Genomic DNA, 21,656 nt, shown 5'->3' on the forward strand with positions numbered 1-21,656 from the left:
GCTGCACCGTCTAAATCCGGTCCGGAACGGGATTGCCCGCAGCGGCCACCGCACGCCGTACGGGCACCCGCGCGAGCAGGACGAATCCCACCCCGAAGAAGATCACCAGGGAGACGATCGCGTCGCGATAACTTCCGGTGAGCTGGTAGGCGAGGCCGAAGAAGAGCGGCCCCAGCCAGCTCAGCCCCCGGTCGCTCAGCTCGTACGCCGCGAAATATTCGGCCTCCTTGCCGCGCGGCACCAGATGGGAGAAGAGGGACCGGGAGAGCGCCTGGCTGCCGCCCAGCACCAGGCCGATCGCCGCCGCCAGCGCGTAGAACCACCCCGGGGAGGCGGCCGGCAGGAAGAACCCGGTCACCAGGATCACGATCCACACCACCAGCGAGCCGAGGATGGTCCGTTTCGCGCCGTGCGTCCGGGCCAGCCTGGCCATCAGCAGCGCCCCCGCCACCGCCAGCAGCTGCACCAGCAGCACCGCCGTGATCAGCGTGGTCTGGTCGAGGTCCAGTTCCTCGGAGCCGTAGATCGACGCCTGGGAGATCACGGTCTGGACGCCGTCGTTGTAGAAGAGGTAGGCCAGCAGGAAGGAGAGGGTCAGCGGGTGCCGGCGCATGTCGCGGAGGGTCGCCGCGAGCTGCCGCAGCCCCCCGGCGCCCCGCGGGGCACCTGCCCGGGCGGGGCCGGCCGCCCGGTCCCGCAGCCGCCGCAGCGGGATCACCGTGAACGCGCCCCACCACAGCCCCGCCGAGGCCAGACAGATCCGTACCGCCTCCGACTCGGAGAGCCCGAAGCGCGCGTGTCCGCTGTAGAGCACCAGATCGGCCACGAGCACCAGCGCGCCCGACGAGTAGCCGAAGGCCCAGCCCCGCGAGGAGACCCTGTCCCGCTCCGCCGGGCCGGCGATCTCCGGCAGATAGGCGTTGTAGACCACCATCGACACCGCGAGCGAGGCGTTCGCCACGATCAGCAGCCCGGCGCCGAGCAGATAGCGGTCGCCGCCGACGAGGAACATGCCCGCCGTCGCCGCCGCCCCGGTGTACGCGGCGGCGGCCAGCAGCGGCTTCTTCCGGCCGGTCCGGTCGGCCCAGGCCCCCGCCAGCGGCATCAGCAGCACCGCCAGCACCACCGATGCCGACACCGCGTACGCGAAGAGGGAACCCGCCCGCACCGGGATCCCCAGCGGGTGCACATAGCCGTCCGCGTCCGCCGCCGCCCTGGCCACCGAGGTCAGATAGGGCCCCAGGAAGACGGTGACGACGCTGGTCGAGTAGACGGAGCAGGCGAAGTCGTAGAAGTACCAGCCGCGTTGTTCGCGGACACGCTCACGGTCGCCGTCCGGCCCGGTCGTCGTGATGTCGCCCGCGGCATCGGCGGTCATCCGAGCCTCCCCCCCCCAGCCCGGCGCGGGCCCGCCCGCGGACGGCGGGCCGGCCGCGGTCGCGGATCAGACCCAGGCCCCCCGCTCGGTCAGCACCGCGCGCAGCGTCTCCAGATGATCGGTCATGATGCCATCAGCGCCCAGGTCGAGGAGCGCGCGCATCCGCTCGGGGTCGTTCACCGTCCAGACGTGGACCTGGAGCCCCCGCGCGTGGGCCTCCCGCAGGAAGCGCCGGTCCACCACGCGCACACCGCCGAAGCGCTCGGGCACCTGGGCGCAGACGGCGCCCGCCCGGGCCGCCGCCGGGAGCCCGAGGGAACGCAGCCGCAGGCCCAGGACCCCCCGTACCCCGTACGAGGTCGCCAGGCGCGGGCCCGCGAGCCGGGCGGCCCGTGCCACCCGGGGCTCCGCGAACGAGCCGACGCAGACCCGGTCCCACGCGCCGGTCCGGCGCACCAGCTCCACCAGGGGGGCCACCGCCGCGTCGCTCTTCACATCGACGTTCCAGCGGGCCGTGGGGAACTCCTCCAACAGATCAGCGAAGAGCGGCAGCGGTTCCCGGCCGCCGATCCGCGCCCGCCGCACCTCGCGCCACGGCAGCCGCGCGACGGGTCCGCGCGCGTCGGTGACCCGGTCCAGCGTGGTGTCGTGGAAGGCCACCAGGGCGCCGTCCGCCGTGGTGTGCACATCGGTCTCGAAGTAGCGGTAGCCGAGGAGAGCGGCGCGGCGGAAGGCCGCGGCCGTGTTCTCGATGCCGTCCGCCGCGCCGCCGCGATGGGCGAACGCGAGCGGCGCGGGGTGGTCGAGGAAGGGATGGGGCGCACGGGTCACCGCCGCAGTATCGCCCCTCCGGGTACGGCGGGTGCCTCCTCGTCCGGGGTAGTCGCCGACGTGGTGGCCGAGGCCACGACCCTGCTGCCGCCTTCGGTGCCCGTGCTGCTGTTGTCGCTGTCGGCGGTGACGTTGTTGGCGGTGTCGCTGTCGGCCGGTACGGCGAAGAGCCGCAGGGCGAGCTGCGCCAGCGGGCCGATGGCCAGCGCGTACAGGACCGTCCCGATGCCGACCGAGCCGCCGAGGGCGAAGCCGGTGGCCACCACGACCACCTCCAGACCGGTGCGGACCAGCCGGATCGAGCGGCCCGTGAGCCGGTGCAGCCCGGTCATCAGCCCGTCGCGGGGGCCGGGGCCGAAGCGCGCGGCGATGTAGAGGCCGGTGGCGATCCCGTTGAGCACGACACCCGCGACCAGCGCCGGGATCCGCACCCCCAGACCGGTCAGCTCCGGGAGCAGCAGCAGCGAGGCGTCCATCGCCAGACCGATGACGACCACATTGGAGACCGTGCCCAGTCCCGGGCGCTGCCGGATCGGGATCCAGAGCAGCAGCACCGCCGCGCCGACCAGGATCGCCATGGTGCCGATGGAGAGCCCGGTCAGCTCGGACAGGCCCTGGTGGAGCACGTTCCACGGCTCCAGGCCGAGCCCGGCGCGCACCAGCAGGGCGGAGCTGGCGCCGTAGAGGACGAGACCCGCGTAGAGCTGGAACAGCCGGCGGGGCAGCCTCCGGGGGACGCGGCGGGCCGGGTCCCGGGGGTCGGCTCCACCGGCCGCCGCCGTGGAGCCAGCCGGCGCGGCTCCCGCCGGGCCGGGAGTGACGGGCGGGATCGGGGCTGCGGATCCTGTGGACATCGAGGTGGCTCCCTCTGGCGGCTCTGGACTGACTCATGACACTCTGTGGCTACGGAACAGATGCCAACCATGGCCAATTCCGGGAAGGTGGACTGTTTTCCATGGCGGAATGGACATCGGCAGTGGGTGCTGCCCAGCTCGCCCGGCAGCTCCGGTCCCAGCAGCCGCTCCCGGCGGGCCCCGGCAGCCGCAGACCGCCCGCGTACCGGGCGCTCGCCGACGGCGTACGCCTGCTCGTCCTGGAGGGCCGGATCCCGGTCGCCGCCCGCCTGCCCGCCGAACGGGAACTGGCCCTCGCGCTCTCCGTGAGCCGCACCACCGTGGCCGCCGCCTACGAGGCCCTGCGCGCCGAGGGATTCCTGGAGTCCCGCCGGGGCGCCGGCAGCTGGACCGCCGTCCCGGCCGGAAACCCCCTGCCCGCGCGTGGCCTGGAACCGCTGCCGCCCGAATCCCTCGGCTCGATGATCGACCTGGGGTGCGCCGCACTGCCCGCGCCCGAGCCCTGGCTCACCCGCAGCATCCAGGGCGCGCTGGAGGAGCTGCCCCCGTACGCCCACACCCACGGCGACTACCCCGCCGGCATCCCCGCGCTGCGCCGGATGCTCGCCGACCGGTACACCGAGCGCGGCATCCCCACCATGCCCGAACAGATCATGGTCACCACCGGCGCGATGGGCGCGATGGACGCCCTGTGCCACCTCTTCGCCGGGCGCGGCGAGCGGATCGCCGTGGAGTCCCCCTCGTACGCCAACATCCTCCAGCTGATGCGCGAGGCCGGGGCCCGGCTGGTCCCGGTGGCCATGGAACCGGGGCTCGAAGGGTGGGACATGGCCCGCTGGCGGCAGGTGCTGCGGGACGCGGCGCCCCGGCTGGCGTACGTCGTCGCCGACTTCCACAACCCGACCGGGGCCCTCGCCGACGAGGACCGCAGACGGGCCATGGTCGACGCGGCGCGCTCCGCCGGGACGGTCCTCGTGGTGGACGAGACCATGACGGAACTCCATCTCGACCCCGATCCCTCCCTGCCCCGGCCGGTCTGCGCCTTCGACCCGGCGGGCTCCACCGTGGTGACCGTGGGGTCGGCGAGCAAGGCGTTCTGGGCGGGGATGCGGATCGGCTGGGTACGGGCCGCGCCCGACGTCATCCGCTCACTGGTGGCCGCGCGCGCCTACGCCGACCTCGGCACCCCGGTCCTGGAGCAGCTGGGCGTGCACTGGCTGATGCGGACCGGCGGATGGGAGCAGGCCGTCGCCGTCCGCCGGGAACAGGCGCGGCAGAACCGGGACGCGCTGGTCGCGGCGGTCCGCCGGGAACTGCCCGACTGGGAGTTCGCCGTGCCCACCGGAGGGCTGACGCTGTGGGTGCGGACCGGGGGGCTCTCCGGGTCCCGGCTCGCCGAGGTCGGCGAGCGGGTGGGGGTACGGGTGCCGTCCGGGCCGCGTTTCGGGGTCGACGGGGCCTTCGAGGGCTTCGTCCGGCTGCCCTTCACCGTGACCGGGCCGGTCGCCGACGAGGCCGCCGTGCGGCTGGCCGCCGCCGCCCGGCTGGTGGCGAGCGGGGCGTCGACGGGGACGGACGCACCCCGGACGTTCGTGGCCTGACCGGGCCCCGGCCGCCCGGTTGCCCCGGGGGCTTCATGGCTGTTTTCGGCCGTCCGCGGCGTGGCGTGGCCGGGTGGCGGTCCCAGCCGTCCGCGCGGTGGGTCGGCTCTGCGGCCGCCCCGGGGGCTCCATGGTCGTTTTTCAGCCGTCCGCGACCGGGGCTCCGCAGCGGTCTCAGCCGTCCGTCACCGGCGTTCCGGTCAGCTCGCGCGCCGTGGCGGGCGCCTTGGTGACGGACAGCGGCGTCGCCCCGGCGGGCCGCGCCGCCCGATGCGCCGGAACGCCGTCCTCCGCTGCCGGGCGGCCGGGCAGCAGCTCCAGCACCGCCCGCCGGTGCGCCTCGTGCGCGGCGTCCTCGTACGGATCCGGAGTGGCCGGCACCTGGAGCCGCAGCACCGGCCCGGTGCCCAGCCGGGCGTAGCCGCGCCCCGGGGGCACATCGGGCGCCGGCGTGGTGGGCGAGGCCGCGCCGAGGACGTCCGCGATCTCCTCGGGCCCGGCCGTCCCGAGCACCACCCGCGCCCGCGTGTGGCTGCGTACCGCCTCACTGAGCGCGTCCACCGCGTCGGACTGCTCCGCCACCACGACCGTCACGGCCGCCGCCCGGCCGTGCCGCAGCGGCACCTGGAGCAGGGACTGCGGATCCTGGTGCCCGTCGGCGGCGGCCAGATGACCGAGGACGGCGGGCCGGTCCACGAGGATCCACAGCGGCCGCCGGGTGTCCTCGGGCGCGGGCCGCCCCGCCTGCCGGGCGCGGTTCATGGCGATCAGCCGCCGCTCGGTCTCGTGCGCCGCCCACTCCAGGCTGCTCAGCGCCCCGGCCGGCCCGCACTCGACCGCCAGCACGCCCGCCCGGCCGGTCAGACAGGCGTACTCGCCGGTCCCGCCGCCCTCCACGATCAGGACGTCGCCGTACGGGAGGACCTGGAGCGCGATGGAGCGCAGCAGGGTCGTGGTGCCCGCGCCGGGCCCGCCGACGGCCAGCAGATGGGGTTCGGTGGAGCGGGGGCCGGTGCGCCAGATCACCGGGGACGCGTCCCAGGTCTCCTCGCCGTCCGTCACCGGCACCGTCCGCTGCACCGCGTCCGGGTCGGTGAACCCGAGCACGGTCTCGCCGGGCGCGGTGACGAAGCGCTGCGCCGCGATGGCGGTGGAGAGCGCGGGCAGCACCCGCAGCAGCAGCTGGTTGTCCTCCTCGTCCCAGCGGAAGCGGTACTCGCGGCCCCGGCCGGACTTGGTGTGCAGGACCTTCTCGATCCGGGCCCGGGACGCGGCCTCGCCGTCGGTGAAGTACGCCGGGTAGGAGATGCGCAGATCGGTCAGCCGTCCGTCGCCGTCGAACACGGGATCGCGGAAGACGGCGTTCCAGGCTCCGCCGTGGGTATAGAGCGGCGCGGGGTCGTCGGGCACCGAGAAGTACGGCACCAGGGCCTCGTACAGCGCCTGGAGCCGGGCGGTCTCGGCCGGGTCGGGGCCCGTCTTCACCGGGGTGCGCTCCCGTCCGGCCCACCCGGCGGCGGCCATCAGGGCGATCAGGGCCAGGCCGGGGCCGAAGGGCACCAGGGCGACCCCCAGGACGCAGCCGGCCACCAGGAGGAGCGTGGGGCCGCGCCGGTCCTTCGGGGTCGCCGACCAGGACCGGCGGGCCCGGCCGGCGAGGCGCCGCAGCCCCCGGCCGACCGTGATCAGGGGCTGGAGGACGTCGGTGGCGCCGTCCGCCGCCGTACGCGCGAACTCCCGGGTGCGGGCGAGCTGTGCGGTTCCGCCCCGCAGCAGGCGGGGAAGCGGGCGGCGGGCCACGTCGGTCTCCTGGGGCGTCGGGGTGAGGTCGGTGGGGGCGGACGGGAGGTACGGGCAGGGGGTCCGGTCCGGGGCCCGTCGGGTCGGTCCGGGGCCTGTCGGGTCGGTCCGGGGGCTGTCCGGTCCGGGGTTGGCGGGTCAGAACTTGATGCCGCCCAGCAGGCTGGCCAGGCTCTGGGTGCCCGCGTCGATGCTGGGGGCGATCGCGGTGCCCGCGAGGAAGAAGCCGAAGAGTGCGCAGGCCACGGCGTGGGACGCCTTGAGCCCGCCCTTGCGGAAGAACAGGAAGACGATGATCGCGAGCAGGACCACGCCTGACATGGAGAGGACCATGAGTTTTCTCCTGGGTGAGGGGACAGTCACCATCAGTCCTTCCAGCCTCACAGGAAGTACCCATGCGATAAAAGGTGCAAATGGGTGAAAAGTCCTGCATGTCACTGGAATGGAGGAGGGGGTTCCGCTCAACGGCCGTCACCCGGTGGGATGTCTCCTCCGCCGGGGAACGCTCCGGGGCGGACCGCGGCCGGCCTCCCGCGCGGCCGTCCGATCTGATCATTTTCCGGCCCGTACGAACACGTACCTCCGGGTGCCGGGCCGTCCCCCCGGCGGCCGCCCGCGCCCCACCGGCCCGGAACGCGACCGGTGGGACAGGGTGGGGCAGTACCCTGACCCGGTTCACCCGTACGGCCGCGCCCGCCATGCGAGCCCCAGGTCAACGCGGTACACCTCGAACCCAGCGAAAGGCGGACCCCCCGATGAGCGAGGCCCCGGACCCCGAAGTCATCGCGCTCGCGACCAAGGTCTTCGACCTCGCCCGACAGGGGGAGGCCGAGAAACTGGCCGCGTACGTCGACGCCGGCGTCCCCGCCGATCTCACCAACGACCGCGGGGACACCCTGGTCATGCTCGCCGCCTACCACGGGCACCCCGCCGCCGTCGAGATCCTGCTCGCGCGTGGCGCGGACCCCAACCGCTCCAACGACCGGGGGCAGACCCCGCTCGCCGGGGCCGTCTTCAAGGGCGAGGACGCCGTCGTCCGCACTCTGCTCGCGGGCGGGGCCGACCCCGGGGCCGGAGCCCCGTCCGCCGTGGATACCGCGCGGATGTTCGGGAAGACGGAGCTACTGGAGCTGTTCGGCGAGCGCTGACCGGCGGCTGTCCGGCGGCTGTCCGCCGTTTGTCCGCCGACTGTCGGACGATCGGCTGTCGGTCGACGGGACGCTGCCGCACAGCGGTCGTCCGCCCGCGTACCGGCGGACACCTCCAGTACACCGATCGACCCCCGGGACACCACGGGAGCGCCTGCCAAAGGGCGTCGTAAATGTGGTCGCGGTGGCGATATGGGTGGGTCATGATGACGTACGGCCCTGTCCCGGACATCACCGGGAGTTCCCCTGGGGTCACCGACGAGAGGCAGGAAAATGCTCACCACCAAGCGCATGACGCATATGACGACGCTCGGCCCCGTCCGCTGCTGCGCGGCCGCCTAGGGCCTGTCGTCCGGATCAGCCTGGAACAGCGGGCGGCATCTGGTGACGCGCGTCGCAGGGCGGAGCACGGAATCCGGACGGTGGGCACTCCCACCCCGGCCACCGGGCCCGCCGTCGGAAGCACCTCCCATGCCATCGGGCACAGGAGGCCATCGGCGACCGACGACAACGCGACGGGACGCGCTGCCAGGGCACGCCAGTCCAGCAGGATCCGCGAGACAGTGCCTGGACACCCCAGTCCCCGGTTGCGTCGAGAGCTTGATGTGAGGCTTTCCCCATGTTCGATCCAGTCATAGCGCCGAGCGGCACGTTGCTCGGCCTGCTCCAGAGGGGCCGCGGCGACGGCACGCTGCACGCCCTCGCCGCCCCACGCGCCGAGGCGCTCGCCGCCCTCAACCACTGCGTGCTGAACGACCCCCGTCACGACTGGCAGGTCGAGAACCGCTCCCTGTACTACGCACGCCTGTACCTGGACCTCCACGGCGGTCTGGCGGAGATCGAGCGGCACCTGAGCGATCCCGATGACCACCTCGACACCGACGAGAACCGTACCGGTCTCGCCCTGTCGGTCCTCGGCCACCTCGCCGCCTACGGCCGCCACGACGCCCTCAGGCTGCTGCGCGGCTACGCCGCCACCGGCGCCAACTGGGCGTGGGCCCTGGACGAGCTGGCGCTGCGCGACGACGACGCGGGGCTGCGCGCCCTCGCCGGGGCGGTCCTCGCCCGCTTCCCCGCGACCCCGGAGGGCGACGCCGAGCTGGCCGTCACCGTACGGGACGCCTTCGAGCCCCGGCCCTGGCGGCTGTGGGCCGACGACCCCCGCCCCACCGTGGGCGCCCGGGTGCGCGCCGCGCAGGAAACCGGATCCTTCGACCGCTGGCAGCGGCAGATGCGCCCCACCGGGCCCCGCCCCGACTGGAGCGTCCGGTCCGTCCTCGACTGGGCGGACGAAGGTCTGGAGCGCGGCACTCCGCTGCATGTGCCCGCCGCCCGCTGCCTGTCCGCCGTCGCCGGGCCCGACGACCGCGACACCCTGGTCGATGTCGCCCGCCGGGGCTCCGACGGAGCGCGCTGCACCGCCCTGCACTACCTCGCGCAGATCTCCGACCCCGCCGCCCTCGACCTGATCGAGACCGCCGTCGGCACCGGGTCCGCCACCGTCACCGAGGCCGCCGTCTCCGCCTTCGAGCGGATGTGCGGCGAGGCGGCCGTCGACCGCGCCCGCGGCTGGGTGCACCGGCCCGACGCGCTCGGTGCCTCCGCCGCCGGGGTCCTCGCCTGCCGGGGCGGCGCGGGCGACGACAAGCTGGTCCTGGGCGCCCTGCGCGAGACCGTGCGCGCCCAGGGGCCCGACGCGCCGCCGCTGTGGACCCTCGTGGACGGCGCCGGACGCCTCGGCATCGGCTGCGCGGCCCCCGTACTGCGCCATGTCTACCGCGAGACCGCCTCCTCCCATCTGCGGGGACGCGCCGCGCGGGCGCTCGCCGCCACCGACCCCTCCTTCGCCACCGGCTTCGCCGTCGAATGCCTCTGGGACTGCGAGGAGACCACCCGGGAAGTGGCCGCGCTGCACGCCGAGACCGGGGACGTCCGGGTCGCCGAGCGACTGCGCCGGCTGGCGGCGGACCCGGCGGAGGAGGCCGAGGTCCAGACCGCCGTGCGCAGCAGGATCGGCCCCGACCACCCGGTGGGCTGAGGCCGGGGACCGGGAGCCGGACGGCTGACGCCGGGGGCCGGGGGCCGGGGCCAGGCGCGCCGGGGCCGGGGGCCGTGCGCCCCCGGCCCGGTCTGCCCGGTGCGCTCTTCCCGGCCCGGTCTGCCCGGCCTGGGGGACCTGCACGGCCGGCCCGCTCCCGTCGTCCCGCCGGCCCGCTCCCGCCGGCCCGTCGTCCCCGTCTTCTTGTACGGGGGCGGCTCCGCTTCCGGTACGGGCGGCTCCGCCACCGGGCCCCCGCGCCCGCCGCTTGCCAGAATGGAGGGATGAGCGGGCGCTGGGAGTTCTGGATCGACCGGGGCGGCACCTTCACCGACATCGTGGGCAGACGCCCCGACGGCCGCCTCGTCACCCGCAAACTCCTCTCCCACGACCCCACCGGGGACGACCGCGACCCCTCCGGCCACCACCGGGACCCCGCCGTCGCCGGCATCCGGCAGCTGCTGGGCCTCGCGCCGGACGCCCCCGTCCCCGCCGACCGGGTCGCCCGCGTCACCATGGGCACCACCGTCGCCACCAACGCCCTGCTGGAGCGGCGCGGCGAACCCACCGTCCTCGCCGTCACCGAAGGCTTCGCGGACGCGCTGCGCATCGCCTACCAGAACCGCCCCCGGATCTTCGACCGCCGCATCGTCCTCCCGGAACCGGTCTACGAACGGGTCGTGGAGATCCCCGAACGCGTCGCCGCCCGGGGCGGGATCGTCCGCCCCCTCGACCTGGCCGCCGCCACCGAACGCCTCGCCGCCGCCCACGCCGACGGCCTCCGCTCCGTCGCCGTCGTCCTGATGCACGGCTACCGCCACCCCGACCACGAACGGCGCGTCGCCGAGGCCGCCCGCGCCCTGGGCTTCACCCAGATCAGCTGCTCCCACGAGGTCAGCCCGCTGATCAAACTCGTCCCCCGGGGCGACACCACCGTCGTGGACGCCCATCTCTCGCCCGTACTGCGCCGCCACGTCGACGCGGTCGCCGCCGAACTCGACGGCATCCGGCTGCTGTTCATGCAGTCGAACGGCGGACTGCGGGAGGCCGCCCACGTCCGGGGCAAGGACTCGGTGCTCTCCGGCCCCGCCGGCGGGGTGGTCGGCATGGTCCGCACCGCGGCCCGCGCCGGATACGACCACGTCATCGGGTTCGACATGGGCGGCACCTCCACCGATGTGTCCCACTACGCCGACGAGTTCGAACGCGAGACGGGGACCCAGGTCGCCGGGGTGCGCATGAGCGCGCCCATGCTGAGCATCCACACCGTCGCCGCAGGCGGCGGCTCCGTCCTCCACTTCGACGGGCGCCGCTACCGCGTCGGACCCGACTCGGCGGGCGCGGACCCCGGCCCCGCCTGCTACCGGCGCGGAGGGCCGCTCACCGTCACCGACGCCAACGTCATGCTGGGCCGGATCCAGCCCGCCCACTTCCCCGCCGTCTTCGGCCCCGGCGGCGACCTGCCGCTCGACGCGGCGACGGTACGGGACCGCTTCGCCGCGCTCGCCCGCCGGGTCACCCGCGAGACCGGGACCGGGCACACGGCGGAGGAGGTGGCCGCCGGCTTCCTGGAGATCGCCGTCCTCAACATGGCGGGCGCCGTCAAGAAGATCTCCGTACAGCGCGGCCACGACATCACCCGCTACGCGCTCAACTCCTTCGGCGGCGCGGGCGGACAGCACGCCTGCGCGGTCGCGGACGCCCTCGGCATCGACACCGTCCTCGTACCGCCGCTCGCCGGGGTGCTCTCCGCCCTCGGCATCGGGCTCGCCGACATCACCGCCCTGCGCGAACAGTCCGTCGAGGCGGAGCTGACCGGGCCCACCGCCGACCGCGTCCGCGCGCTCTGCGACCGGCTGGCCGAACGGGTCCGCGCCGAACTCCGGGCGGACGCCGTCCCCGACGCCGCGATCACCGTCCGGTCCCGGGTGCTGCTGCGCTACGCGGGGACCGACGCCGCCCTGCCCGTACCGCTGGACACGGCCGGTGCGATGCGGGACGCCTTCACCGCCGCCCATCGCGCCCGGTATGCGTTCACGATGGAGAAACCGCTGGTGGTCGCGTCCGTCTCGGTGGCGGCCGGTGGCACGACGGGTGACCCCGGCACGATCCTGGACCCTCGCTCCACCGATGCCGGCACCTCTGGTCCCGAGGTGGGGAGGCCGCCTCCCGCCCGGGTCACGATGTTCACGGACGGCGCCCACCGGGAGGTCCCTCTGCACCGGAGGGCGGACCTGGCCCCCGGCGACACCGTCGAAGGCCCCGCGATCGTCGCCGAGCCCGACGCCACCACCGTGGTCGACCCCGGCTGGCGCCTTTCCGCGCACCCGGCCGGCCATCTCCTGCTGGAGAGGACCACCCCCCGCCCGGCCAGGGTCGCCGTCGGCACCGAGGCCGACCCCGTGCTCCTGGAGGTCTTCAACAACCTCTTCATGTCCATCGCCGAGCAGATGGGCGTACGCCTGGAGAACACCGCCCACTCCGTCAACATCAAGGAACGGCTGGACTTCTCCTGCGCCCTCTTCGACCCCGAGGGCCGTCTGATCGCCAACGCGCCCCACATCCCCGTCCACCTCGGCTCCATGGGCGAGTCGATCAAAGAGGTGCTGCGCCGCCGCACCGGCGGGGAGCTGCGCCCCGGGGACGTCTACGCCGTCAACGACCCGTACCACGGCGGCACCCATCTGCCCGATGTGACCGTCGTGACCCCGGTCTTCGGCGACGACGAGAACGGCGGTGGCGGCAGCGACGGCGCGGGTGGCGGTGGCGGTGGTGGCGATCGTGGCGGCGGTGGGCTGCGGTTCCTGGTGGCCTCCCGGGGTCACCACGCCGAGATCGGCGGGATCACCCCCGGCTCCATGCCCGCCTTCAGCCGGACCATCGACGAGGAAGGGGTCCTCTTCGACAACTGGCTCCTCGTCCGTGACGGGCGGCTGCGGGAGGCCGAGACCCGTGCCCTCCTCACCGGCGCCACCCACCCCTCGCGCGCCCCGGACGTCAACATCGCCGATCTGCGTGCCCAGATCGCCGCCAACGAGAAGGGCATCGAGGAACTGCGCCGGATGACGGACCGGTTCGGCCTGGACGTGGTGCACGCCTATATGCGGCACGTACGGGACAACGCCGAGGAGTCCGTCCGCCGCATCGTCGCCGGGCTGCACGACGGCTCCTACCGGTACGAGACCGACGGCGGCGCGGTCATCCAGGTCGCCGTACGGGTCGACCGGGCCGCGCGGAGCGCCGTCCTCGACTTCACGGGCACCTCGCCCCAGCGGCCCGGCAACGACAACGCGCCCACCTCCGTCGTGACGGCCGCCGTCCTCTATGTCTTCCGCACCCTCGTCGGCGAGGACATCCCTCTCAACAGCGGCTGCCTGGAACCGCTGACGGTCGAGGTCCCCGAGGGATCCATGCTCGCCCCCGTCCACCCCGCCGCGACCGTCGCGGGCAACGTCGAGACCTCCCAGGCCGTCACCGGGGCCCTCTACGCCGCCCTCGGCGTCCAGGCCGAGGGCTCCGGCACCATGAACAACCTGACCTTCGGCAACGACCGGGTGCAGTACTACGAGACCGTCGCCAGCGGCTCCGGGGCGGGCGACGGCTTCGACGGCGCGGACGCAGTCCAGACCCATATGACCAACTCCCGGCTCACCGACCCCGAGGTACTGGAGTGGCGCTACCCCGTGCGGGTCGAGGCGTTCTCCATCCGCACCGGCAGCGGCGGTACCGGCCGCTGGCACGGCGGCGACGGCGTCGTCCGCAGGATCCGCTTCCTGGAACCGATGACCGTCACCCTCCTGACGGGACACCGCAGGATCGCGCCGTACGGGCTCGCCGGCGGCGGGCCCGGAGCCCTCGGCCACAACTCCGTGGCCCACCCCGACGGCACTGTCACTCCCCTCGCCGGAGTCGACTCGGTGCCGGTCGCGCCGGGCGATGTGCTGATCCTGGCCACCCCGGGCGGCGGTGGCTACGGCCCGCCCCCACCCCCCGACGCCCCCCGGCCAGAGCCCTGACCCGACCCGGTGACCCTGCCTGCCGGCCCACCGCACCAGTACGGCCATCCGTCGCCGTCGCCGTCGCTGCTCATGCCGCTGCCGCTGCCGCTGCCGCTGCCGCTCGGCCAGCCGGCCGTCCGGCTCCGGTGGGCCCGGCTCCGGCACGTCCGTCCCGGGGCCCGGACGCCGTGCACGCGACCCGGCGCCGTACGCGTACGACAGCCATCGCGTACGACAGCCATTGCGCACGGCGACCATCGCGTACGACATCCCTCAGCCGATCGGGACGAAGCGCAGCGGGGTGCCCGGGGGCGCCTGCGCCATGGCCGGGAGGTCGCGCCCGTCCACGACCGCGATCACCGGATAGCCGCCAGTCGTCGGATGGTCGGCGAGAAAGACCACCGGGCGGCCGTCCGGCGGCACCTGCACGGCGCCCAGCACCAGGCCCTCGCTGGGCAGTTCGCCGCCGCGTGCCCGCTCCAGCGCCGGGCCCTCCGTCCGCAGCCCGATCCGGTTGCTCGCGGCCGACACCCGGTAGCGCCCCCGCGCGAGCGTCCGCGGCGCCTCCCCGGTGAACCAGTCGGCGCGCGGCCCCAGCCGCACCCGCAGCACCAGCTCCCGGGGCGGCGCCAACCAGGGCAGCGCCCCGTCCACCCGGGCCGGCGGCCCGGCCGGCGGACCCAGCGGCAGCACCATCCCGTCCGCGAGCGGCGGCGGCCCCAGACCGGAGAGCAGATCGGTGGCACGGCTGCCCAGCACCGGATCGACCGCTATCCCGCCCGAGAACGCGAGGTAGCTCCGCACACCCGCCACCACCCGTCCCGCTTCGAGCAGCGCGCCCGCCGGCACCGCCACCGGCGCCCCCCAGGGTGCCGGCCGACCGTCGACACTGACCGGGCAGGGCGCCCCGCCGACCGCGACGGTCACCGCGCGCCGGGGCCGTAGGGCACAGCCGGTGAGGGTGGTCTCCAGCACCGCCGCCTCCGGAGGGTTGCCCACCAGCCGGTTGACCAGGGCGGCGGCGGGCGGATCGAGCGCCCCCGAGCGGGGCACCCCCAGATGGGCGTGCCCGGGACGGCCCCGGTCCTGCACCGTCGTCAGCGCCCCGGCCCGGACGACCGCGATGGCCCGGTCGGTCATCGCCCCTCCGCCACGAAACGCACCCGGGTCCCGGGCGACAGCAGTGCGGCGGGCTCCCGCGCCGGATTCCACAACTCCAGCGCGGTCCGGCCGATCAGCTGCCAGCCGCCGGGGGAGGAGCGGGGATAGACCCCGGTGTACGGTCCGGCCAGGCCCAGCGCGCCCGCCGGGACCGCTGTGCGCGGAGTGGCCCGGCGGGGCACCGCGTACCGCTCGGGCAGCCCGGTGAGATAGCCGAAGCCGGGCGCGAACCCGCAGAAGGCGACGCGGAACTCGACCGCCGCGTGCACCGCCGCCACCTCGTCCTCCGTGACCTCCCAGAGCGCCGCGACCTCCGCCAGGTCGGGGCCGTCGTAGCGCACCGGGACCTCGATCACCCGCTCCTCCCGCGCACCCAGGGGCGGTATGTCCCAGCCCGCCAGGTCGTCGGCGAGGCGCCGGGGATCCGCCACCCCGTCCAGCAGCACGGTCCGCGCCGCGGGCACGATCTCCCGTACGGCGGGGAGGGACCCGGCGGCCCGGCGGCGCAGCACCTCGGCGTGGAACGCCCCGGCCTCCGCCCCGTCCGCCAGCTCCACCAGCAGGGCCCGGTCGCCCACGGGCAGTGTCCTGACACTCATACGAAGGGCTCCACCCGGACCCCTGCGGCCTCCAGCTCCCGGCGCACCCGCCGGGCCAGCGACACCGCCCCCGGGGTGTCGCCGTGCAGACAGAGCGACTTCGCCCGCACCGCGACATGCGCCCCCGACCGGGCGGTGACCGTCCCGAACCGGGCCATGCTGACGGACCGCTCCACCACCGCCGCCGGATCGGCGATGACGGCTCCCTCCTCGCGGCGCGGCACCAGCCTGCCGTCGTCGGTGTACGCCCGGTCCGCGAACGCCTCGGTGATCACCGGCAGTCCCGCCTTCTCCGCCATCGCGTGCAGCCGGGACCCGGGCAGCCCCAGCAGCGGCAGCCGCTCGCCCGACAGCAGCACCCCCTCGATCACCGCCGCCGCCTGCTCCTCGTCATGGACGACTCTGTTGTAGAGCGCGCCGTGCGGCTTCACATACGAGACCCGCGACCCCGCCGCGCGGGCGAACACCTCCAGCGCCCCTATCTGATAGGCGACCTCGGCCGCCAGCTCGTCCGCCGGCACCTCCATGGCACGCCGGCCGAAGCCCGCGAGATCGCGGTACGAGACCTGGGCGCCGATCCGGACCGACCGGTCGGCAGCCAGCCGGCAGACCCGCCGCATGGTCACCGCGTCCCCGGCGTGGAAGCCGCAGGCGACATTCGCGCTGGTGACGACCGAGAGCAGTTGCTCGTCGTCGGTCAGCCGCCAGTGGCCGAAACCCTCGCCGAGATCCGCGTTCAGATCGATGGATGCCCAGGTCATGACTGCCTCCGCTGTCTCCTCAGCCCTGTGTCGCGGCTGCCGTGCGGCAGCGCTCGTCCCGCGCGTCCGCGATGAACATCAGGCCCTGCGCGCGCATGGGTGCGAACGGCGGCCGGGACGCTGTCACCGCGGCCCGAGAGGACATCACGCCGGCCGGATCCCGTAACGCCGGGCCCGTGTCCTGTGGGTGGTTGCCCTGCCGGCTGCCCTGCCCGCCGCCTCGCCGACGGTCCTGCCGGCTGCCTCGCGGGCCGCTTCGTCGGATGTCCTGACGCGTGGTCACACCAGCTCCTTGCCCCGGGTCTCCGGAAGTCCCCACAGCGCGACCACGGCCAGACCGTAGCCCACGGCCCCCAGGGCCAGCGCACCGCCGACGCCCCAGCTGTCGGAGAGATAGCCCACCAGCGTCGGCAGAAACGCCCCCACCGCGCGTCCGCTGTTGTAGGTAAAGCCCTGCCCCGTGCCGCGCAGCGCGGTCGGATACAGCTCGCTGAGGAAGGAGCCGAACCCGCTGAAGATGGCCGACATGCAGAACCCGAGCGGGAATCCGAGCAGGAGCAGCAACCCGTTGGAGCCCTCGGGTATCTGGGCGTACGCCAGCACCCCGCAGGCCGAGAGCACCGCGAACAGGGCGATGTTCCGCTTGCGGCCGATCAGATCGGTGAGATAGCCGCCCGTGAGATAGCCGATGAAGGCCCCGGATATCAGAAAGGCCAGATAGCCGCCGGTGCCGACGACCGACAGGTCCCGCTCGTTCTTCAGATAGGTCGGCACCCAGGTGGCCAGGGTGTAGTAGCCGCCCTGGACGCCGGTGGAGAGCAGGGTGGCGAAGACCGTCGTCCGCAGCAGGTCCTTGCGGAAGATGGCGCTGAAGGACCCGCGCTCGGTGCTGGCCGCGCGACGGGCCTCGGCCTCCGGCGCGTCACGGACATGGCGCCGGACATAGACCACGAGGAGCGCGGGGAGCGCGCCCGTCCAGAACATGACCCGCCAGGCTATGTCGTCGTCCAGGAAGTGGAAGACGAGCGTGTAGACGAGTACGGCGAGCCCCCAGCCGGCCGCCCAGGCGCTCTGCACCGCCCCGAGGGTGCGCCCCCGGTGCTTCGCCTGGGCGTACTCGGCCACCAGGATCGCGCCGACCGCCCACTCGCCGCCGAAGCCGAGCCCCTGGAGGGCACGGAAGACCAGCAGCGTTTCGTAGTTGGGCGCGAAGCCGCAGGCCACGGTGAAGACCGCATAGGTGATCACCGTGATCATCAGTGCCTTCACCCGGCCGATCCGGTCGGCGAGTATGCCCGCCAGCGCGCCACCGATGGCCGAGACCACCAGCGTCACGGTGGTGAGCAGCCCCGTCTGCCCGTTGTCCAGGCTGAAGTAGGCGGATATCGCCACCATGGAGAGCGGCAGCGTGAAGTAGTCGTACGAGTCGAGGGCATAGCCCCCGAACGCGCCGCCGAAGGCCCGGCGGCCGCGCGGGCCGAGCGCCCGCAGCCAGGCGAACGCCCCCGTGTCCTCGCGTGGTCCGCCTGTGTCCGGCTGTGCCTTGGTCGTGCTCATCTGCACCTCGCAGAAGGGGAGATGGTGATGCCGGCGAATGCCATGAAGTCCGTGCGGTGATGTCAACGTAGGGGATTGTTGAACGATCCGACAAGGGGCGTGTGGGCTCGTTCTTCCTTCTACGATGGAGACTGTGCGCCGGTTTGAACCGCCGGCGAGAACTAAAGAAGAAGGGGGTGTCGTGAAGACGACGGAGCCGGACACCGGACAGACCGACGGCCTCGGCGGACTGGCGGAGGACCGGGTACTCCTGAGCCGCACCAGCACGGCCGAGCGGGTCGCCGACATCCTGCGCAGCCGGATCGCCGACGGCTACTTCCAGCCCGGGGAGCGGCTGTCGGAGGACGCCATCGGCAAGGCCCTCGGCGTCTCCCGCAACACCCTGCGGGAGTCGTTCCGGCTGCTGACCCATGAACGGCTGCTCGTCCACCGGCTCAACCGGGGGGTGTTCGTCCGGATGCTCGCGGTCCAGGACGTCATCGACATCTACCGCACCCGCCAGCTGATCGAGTGCGCCGTCGTCCACGACCTCGGGGACCCGCCGTACGCGCTCGGCGGGCTCGACGAGGCCGTCAGCGGTGGCGAGCGGGCGGCGCGCGACGAGGACTGGCAGGGCGTCTCCACGGCCAACATCCACTTCCACAGCGCCCTCGTCGGCCTCGCCGGGAGCGCCCGCACCGACGAGTTGATGAGCAGCGTCCTCGCCGAACTCCGGCTCGCCTTCCACGTGGTGGACGACCCGCGCGGCCTCCACCAGCCCTACCTGGTCCGCAACCGGGCCATCCTGGAGGCCCTGCGCTCCGGCGACCGCACCAACGCGGAGCAGCTGCTCGCCCGGTACCTGGACGACTCCCGGTCGCAGATGGTCGAGACGTACGCGGGCCTCGTCACCGACGAGATCTGACGTGGGACGTCCGACGTCCGTCCGCTGACCGCTGACCGCTGACGTCGGCCGCCGCCGTGGCGACGGCTCCGGGGGTACCGGCCACCCGCCGGCCGCTGCGAGCGGCTCCACAGGGAGCGCACCCCGAGCGCACCCGAGCCCGCCCCGGCCGCGCGGGGCCGATGGGCCGTGTCGCCCCGAAACCCCGCCCGCCCGGCATGCCCTGGCACGGCGGGCTGGCAGGCCCCAGCCTCTGCCGTGCGATGCGCCCCCCGGCCACGGGCCGGCCGGGGGAGAGACCCCCCTACGTCGGCCCCCCGGGGATCGCCCTCCGGACGGACGAGGCCTCGCTGACGACACCCTCCAGGAGTCCGCTCCCGCGGTACCCCCTGTCCGCCCCCGGTCCGGCCCGGCCACGGTTCCCCGGGTCCGTCCCCCTCGTCGCCCGCCCCGTGTCCGCCGTTTTCACCCCTGTCAGTGCGAGGACCTAATCTGTGCGGTGTGACTTCGCCTGCCTCGACGGAATTCGTTCCGCCCCAGCTCAGCGCGGGGCCGCGGCCCGCGCCGGGCCCGGCCGCCGACGAGGGGCTGGCGCGGCGGCTGCGCGCGCTCGCGTGCACCGCGCCGCTGCACGACCTCGACGCGCGCAAGGCGAATCTCGCCGGCGAGTACTCGGTCTACGCGATGGCGGAGGTGGCCCTCGCCGCCATCGACCTGGTCACCCTCCACATGGATTTCGACACCGGCGCCGACCACGACCAGGTCGTCGCCCGGCTGATCCCCCGGATCGCCGCCCAGGCCCCCGGCCGCCACGCCGCCGAGCACGAGCGGGTCGCCCGCTGGGTCCTGGAGAACCTGATCAACGTCGGCAGTGTCGACCGGGGCTTCCGCGCGGTCTACGGCACCTTCGGCCCCGACGGCGCCTACACCCGCCGGGACTACGACTTCAAGCTTGTCGAGGAGGTCCCGGGCCCCGGTGGCACGGTCTATCTCAGGACCACCGACGAAGCGGTCAACGTCCTGGTCGGAGCCCTCGACACCGATGTCACCAGCGCGCAGATCGCCGCCGAGGTCAAGCTGGAGATCCTGATCAGCCGCGGCCGGCTCGCCGACGCCCAGCTCGCCGCCGAGCAGGCCCGCTACCGCACCGTGCAGTACGCGGAGACCCTGCGCCGCACCCTGGAGGCCACCCGGCGCAACGTCCGCGCCGTGGACTGGCTGAACACGGTCCCCGACATGATCGCCGAAGCCCTCGACCACATCGCCGACCGCTACCGCCACGAGAACGCGATCCTGACGAACATCCGCCGCGCCCGCGACGAGATGGACACCGCCGCCGACCCGAAGTCCGCCGAGTACAAGCGCCGCGCCGCCGAGCTGGTCGACATCGTCAAGGACTGCATCCGCCGCCACACCCAGCTCCAGTCCCGGCTGCTGGAGGCGGGCCCCCTCTTCCGCGCCGAGCAGGACCGGCAGGCGTTCGCCCGGCCCACCGCCGAGACCGGCCTCGATCTGTACGGCCAGCTCGTCGCCCCCGTGCTGCCGCTGCCCCTCCGGTCCGCGATCCGGGTCACCGACGCCTTCTTCGCCCGGGGCACCGGCCTGCGCACCCCGCCGTCCGTCCGCGTCGGCGACCTGGTGGAGCTGCTGCTGACCCCACCCGTCGAGCGCGAGCACCTGGGCGCCGAGATGCCCGAGCCGGACCTGGTCGCCACCCCCGACGACAGCCGGTTCACCGAGGAGCAGCTCGCGAGCGCCATGGACCTGCTCGACCTGGAGCACGACGCGCCCCGCCGGCTCTCCGGACTGCTCGCCGAGGCCCGCCGCCGCGACCCCGACCTGCCCTATCTGGTCGCCCTGCTCGCCGTCCACGCCGCCAGCCCGCCGGTGGGCACCGCCTACCGCCAGGGCGAGGAGCGGCTGCTGTTCGCCGTCGACGACGGCACCGAGCTGGACGACCCCGAGTTCGGCGGCGCCGACCTGATCGTGGGCACCGCCCTCCTGGACGCCGCCGGCATGGCCGCGGACCGCACCGAGGGCACATGACCCGCGCGCCGCGCCCCGGTCACCGGGCCCCCGACCCGCCCCACCCCCGTACGTCCCAGCCATGCCACCCCGACAAGGAGCCGACCCCGTGACCGACCCGCACGCCGAGCGCGACCCCTGGCGTGACCCGGCCACGCCCGAGACACCCGTGGAGGGCCCCGGCGCGGTCCAGAGCGCCCGGCTGACCCCGCCCGACGCCGCCGACGCCGCCCGGCTGGTCTCCTTCGGACTCCAGCCCAAGCTCCTCCCGGCCCGGGACGCCGAGTACACCGACCTCCTGCGCCGCTACCGCGAGGACACCGCCTTCGCCCGGCTCGCCGACGCCGTCGCCACCGGCCTCGGCCTCATCGTCCTGGAAGTGTCCCCCCGCGCCGGCATGGCCCTCGCCGCCGGCGAGGACTCCGTCTTCGCCGTCCGCATGGGCGACTACGCCCGCCGGGCCTCCGCCGACTCGGCGGACCGCTTCCTGCACGGCCTGGCCCACCTCGCGGTCGCCGCCATGGCCTTCCCCCGCCCCGAGGACCTCGCCGACGACGGCTACATCGGGCGTATCACCGTCAACGGTGTCGACGCCTTCGTCCGGCAGGCGTGCCGGCGCCTCGCCGAGCGCGCCGGGGCCGACGGCGAGAACACCGACCCCGCCACCGACGCCCCCGGGCTGGAATCCGCCTGGCGGATCTACACCCGGCGCAGCGCCACCGGCGCCACCAAGGACGCCCGCCGCCTCGCCGGCTCCACCACCGGCATCGTCGCCAAGGCCGTCGCCTTCCTCACCGACTCCGGCTTCCTCCAGCGCACCGGGGACGACGCGGGAGGCGCGTACCGCACCACCGCCCGCTACCAGCTCCAGGTCCGTGACATGGCGGGCAGCGCCGCCATGGCCGAACTGCTCGAACTCGGCGTCGTCCCCGTCAGTGACGGCACCGCGACCCTGCTGCCCCCGCCCGACGGCGACGACCTGGAGCTGGCCGCCGACGCCGGCCTCCCCTTCCACGCCTGAC

At 74.4% G+C, this 21,656-nt stretch carries 16 protein-coding genes; 7 read left to right on the forward strand and 9 right to left on the reverse strand.

Annotation, left to right across the window (positions count from 1 at the left end):
* Nucleotides 1–10: 10 nt before the first annotated feature.
* From SYYSPA8_RS19370 to yczE, 3 genes are all read right to left on the reverse strand, one after another.
* Nucleotides 11–1,378 carry an MFS transporter gene (locus SYYSPA8_RS19370; protein ID WP_323448469.1) on the reverse strand — a complete coding sequence of 456 codons (1,368 nt, stop codon included), beginning with the start codon at nt 1,376–1,378 and terminating at the stop codon, nt 11–13.
* A gap of 66 nt (nt 1,379–1,444) precedes the next feature.
* Nucleotides 1,445–2,209 carry a glycerophosphodiester phosphodiesterase family protein gene (locus SYYSPA8_RS19375; RefSeq protein WP_323448470.1) on the reverse strand — a complete coding sequence of 255 codons (765 nt, stop codon included), beginning with the start codon at nt 2,207–2,209 and terminating at the stop codon, nt 1,445–1,447.
* Nucleotides 2,206–3,063, reverse strand: coding sequence for a membrane protein YczE (yczE, locus tag SYYSPA8_RS19380; RefSeq protein WP_323448471.1), 858 nt, complete (start codon nt 3,061–3,063; stop codon nt 2,206–2,208). Before yczE ends, SYYSPA8_RS19375 begins: the two co-directional genes overlap by 4 nt.
* Nucleotides 3,064–3,164: 101 nt before the next feature.
* Here yczE and SYYSPA8_RS19385 point away from each other — a divergent pair, with 101 nt between their 5' ends.
* Entirely contained in the window at nt 3,165–4,664 is a 1,500-nt protein-coding gene (locus SYYSPA8_RS19385) for an SCO1417 family PLP biosynthesis transcription factor (protein WP_323448472.1), read from the forward strand.
* A gap of 174 nt (nt 4,665–4,838) precedes the next feature.
* Here the strand turns inward: SYYSPA8_RS19385 and SYYSPA8_RS19390 are convergent, their stop codons facing one another.
* Together SYYSPA8_RS19390 and SYYSPA8_RS19395 are read right to left on the reverse strand one after the other, a co-directional pair.
* The gene (locus SYYSPA8_RS19390) at nt 4,839–6,464 is read right to left on the reverse strand and encodes a hypothetical protein (protein ID WP_407706031.1); all 1,626 of its coding nucleotides are present in this window, start codon (nt 6,462–6,464) and stop codon (nt 4,839–4,841) included.
* A gap of 138 nt (nt 6,465–6,602) precedes the next feature.
* Nucleotides 6,603–6,797, reverse strand: coding sequence for a hypothetical protein (locus SYYSPA8_RS19395; protein ID WP_323448473.1), 195 nt, complete (start codon nt 6,795–6,797; stop codon nt 6,603–6,605).
* 422 nt (nt 6,798–7,219) lie between these two features.
* Between SYYSPA8_RS19395 and SYYSPA8_RS19400 the strand changes: the two genes are divergently transcribed.
* The 3 genes from SYYSPA8_RS19400 to SYYSPA8_RS19410 all read left to right on the forward strand — a co-directional run bounded on the left by SYYSPA8_RS19400 (nt 7,220) and on the right by SYYSPA8_RS19410 (nt 13,666).
* Complete coding sequence (locus tag SYYSPA8_RS19400) at nt 7,220–7,612, forward strand: ankyrin repeat domain-containing protein (RefSeq protein WP_323448474.1); 393 nt, start codon at nt 7,220–7,222, stop codon at nt 7,610–7,612.
* 619 nt (nt 7,613–8,231) lie between these two features.
* Nucleotides 8,232–9,650, forward strand: coding sequence for a HEAT repeat domain-containing protein (locus SYYSPA8_RS19405; RefSeq protein WP_323448475.1), 1,419 nt, complete (start codon nt 8,232–8,234; stop codon nt 9,648–9,650).
* A 284-nt stretch (nt 9,651–9,934) separates the two neighbouring features.
* Nucleotides 9,935–13,666, forward strand: a complete 3,732-nt coding sequence (locus tag SYYSPA8_RS19410; protein WP_323448476.1) for a hydantoinase B/oxoprolinase family protein — start codon at nt 9,935–9,937, stop codon at nt 13,664–13,666.
* Between the two features lie 255 nt (nt 13,667–13,921).
* Here SYYSPA8_RS19410 and SYYSPA8_RS19415 read toward each other — a convergent pair whose 3' ends face one another.
* From SYYSPA8_RS19415 to SYYSPA8_RS19430, 4 genes are all read right to left on the reverse strand, one after another.
* Nucleotides 13,922–14,788 carry a 5-oxoprolinase subunit C family protein gene (locus SYYSPA8_RS19415; RefSeq protein WP_323448477.1) on the reverse strand — a complete coding sequence of 289 codons (867 nt, stop codon included), beginning with the start codon at nt 14,786–14,788 and terminating at the stop codon, nt 13,922–13,924.
* Entirely contained in the window at nt 14,785–15,408 is a 624-nt protein-coding gene (gene pxpB / locus SYYSPA8_RS19420) for a 5-oxoprolinase subunit PxpB (RefSeq protein ID WP_323448478.1), read from the reverse strand. Before pxpB ends, SYYSPA8_RS19415 begins: the two co-directional genes overlap by 4 nt.
* A complete protein-coding gene (locus SYYSPA8_RS19425; RefSeq protein WP_323448479.1) occupies nt 15,405–16,169 on the reverse strand; it encodes a LamB/YcsF family protein in 765 nt (254 codons plus the stop codon). The genes pxpB and SYYSPA8_RS19425 overlap by 4 nt, the downstream gene beginning before the upstream one ends.
* A 279-nt stretch (nt 16,170–16,448) precedes the next feature.
* Nucleotides 16,449–17,726: an MFS transporter gene (locus SYYSPA8_RS19430; RefSeq protein ID WP_323448480.1), complete on the reverse strand. Its 1,278-nt coding sequence runs from the start codon at nt 17,724–17,726 to the stop codon at nt 16,449–16,451.
* A gap of 181 nt (nt 17,727–17,907) precedes the next feature.
* Between SYYSPA8_RS19430 and SYYSPA8_RS19435 the strand changes: the two genes are divergently transcribed.
* The 3 genes from SYYSPA8_RS19435 to SYYSPA8_RS19445 all read left to right on the forward strand — a co-directional run bounded on the left by SYYSPA8_RS19435 (nt 17,908) and on the right by SYYSPA8_RS19445 (nt 21,655).
* Nucleotides 17,908–18,630, forward strand: a complete 723-nt coding sequence (locus SYYSPA8_RS19435; RefSeq protein ID WP_323448481.1) for a GntR family transcriptional regulator — start codon at nt 17,908–17,910, stop codon at nt 18,628–18,630.
* A 480-nt stretch (nt 18,631–19,110) separates the two neighbouring features.
* Entirely contained in the window at nt 19,111–20,655 is a 1,545-nt protein-coding gene (locus SYYSPA8_RS19440) for a hypothetical protein (RefSeq protein WP_323448482.1), read from the forward strand.
* Between the two features lie 88 nt (nt 20,656–20,743).
* The gene (locus tag SYYSPA8_RS19445) at nt 20,744–21,655 is read left to right on the forward strand and encodes a hypothetical protein (RefSeq protein ID WP_323448483.1); all 912 of its coding nucleotides are present in this window, start codon (nt 20,744–20,746) and stop codon (nt 21,653–21,655) included.
* Nucleotide 21,656: the final 1 nt, after the last annotated feature.

The sequence above is a fragment of the Streptomyces yaizuensis genome, from assembly GCF_034961445.1.
Classification (GTDB): domain Bacteria; phylum Actinomycetota; class Actinomycetes; order Streptomycetales; family Streptomycetaceae; genus Streptomyces; species Streptomyces yaizuensis.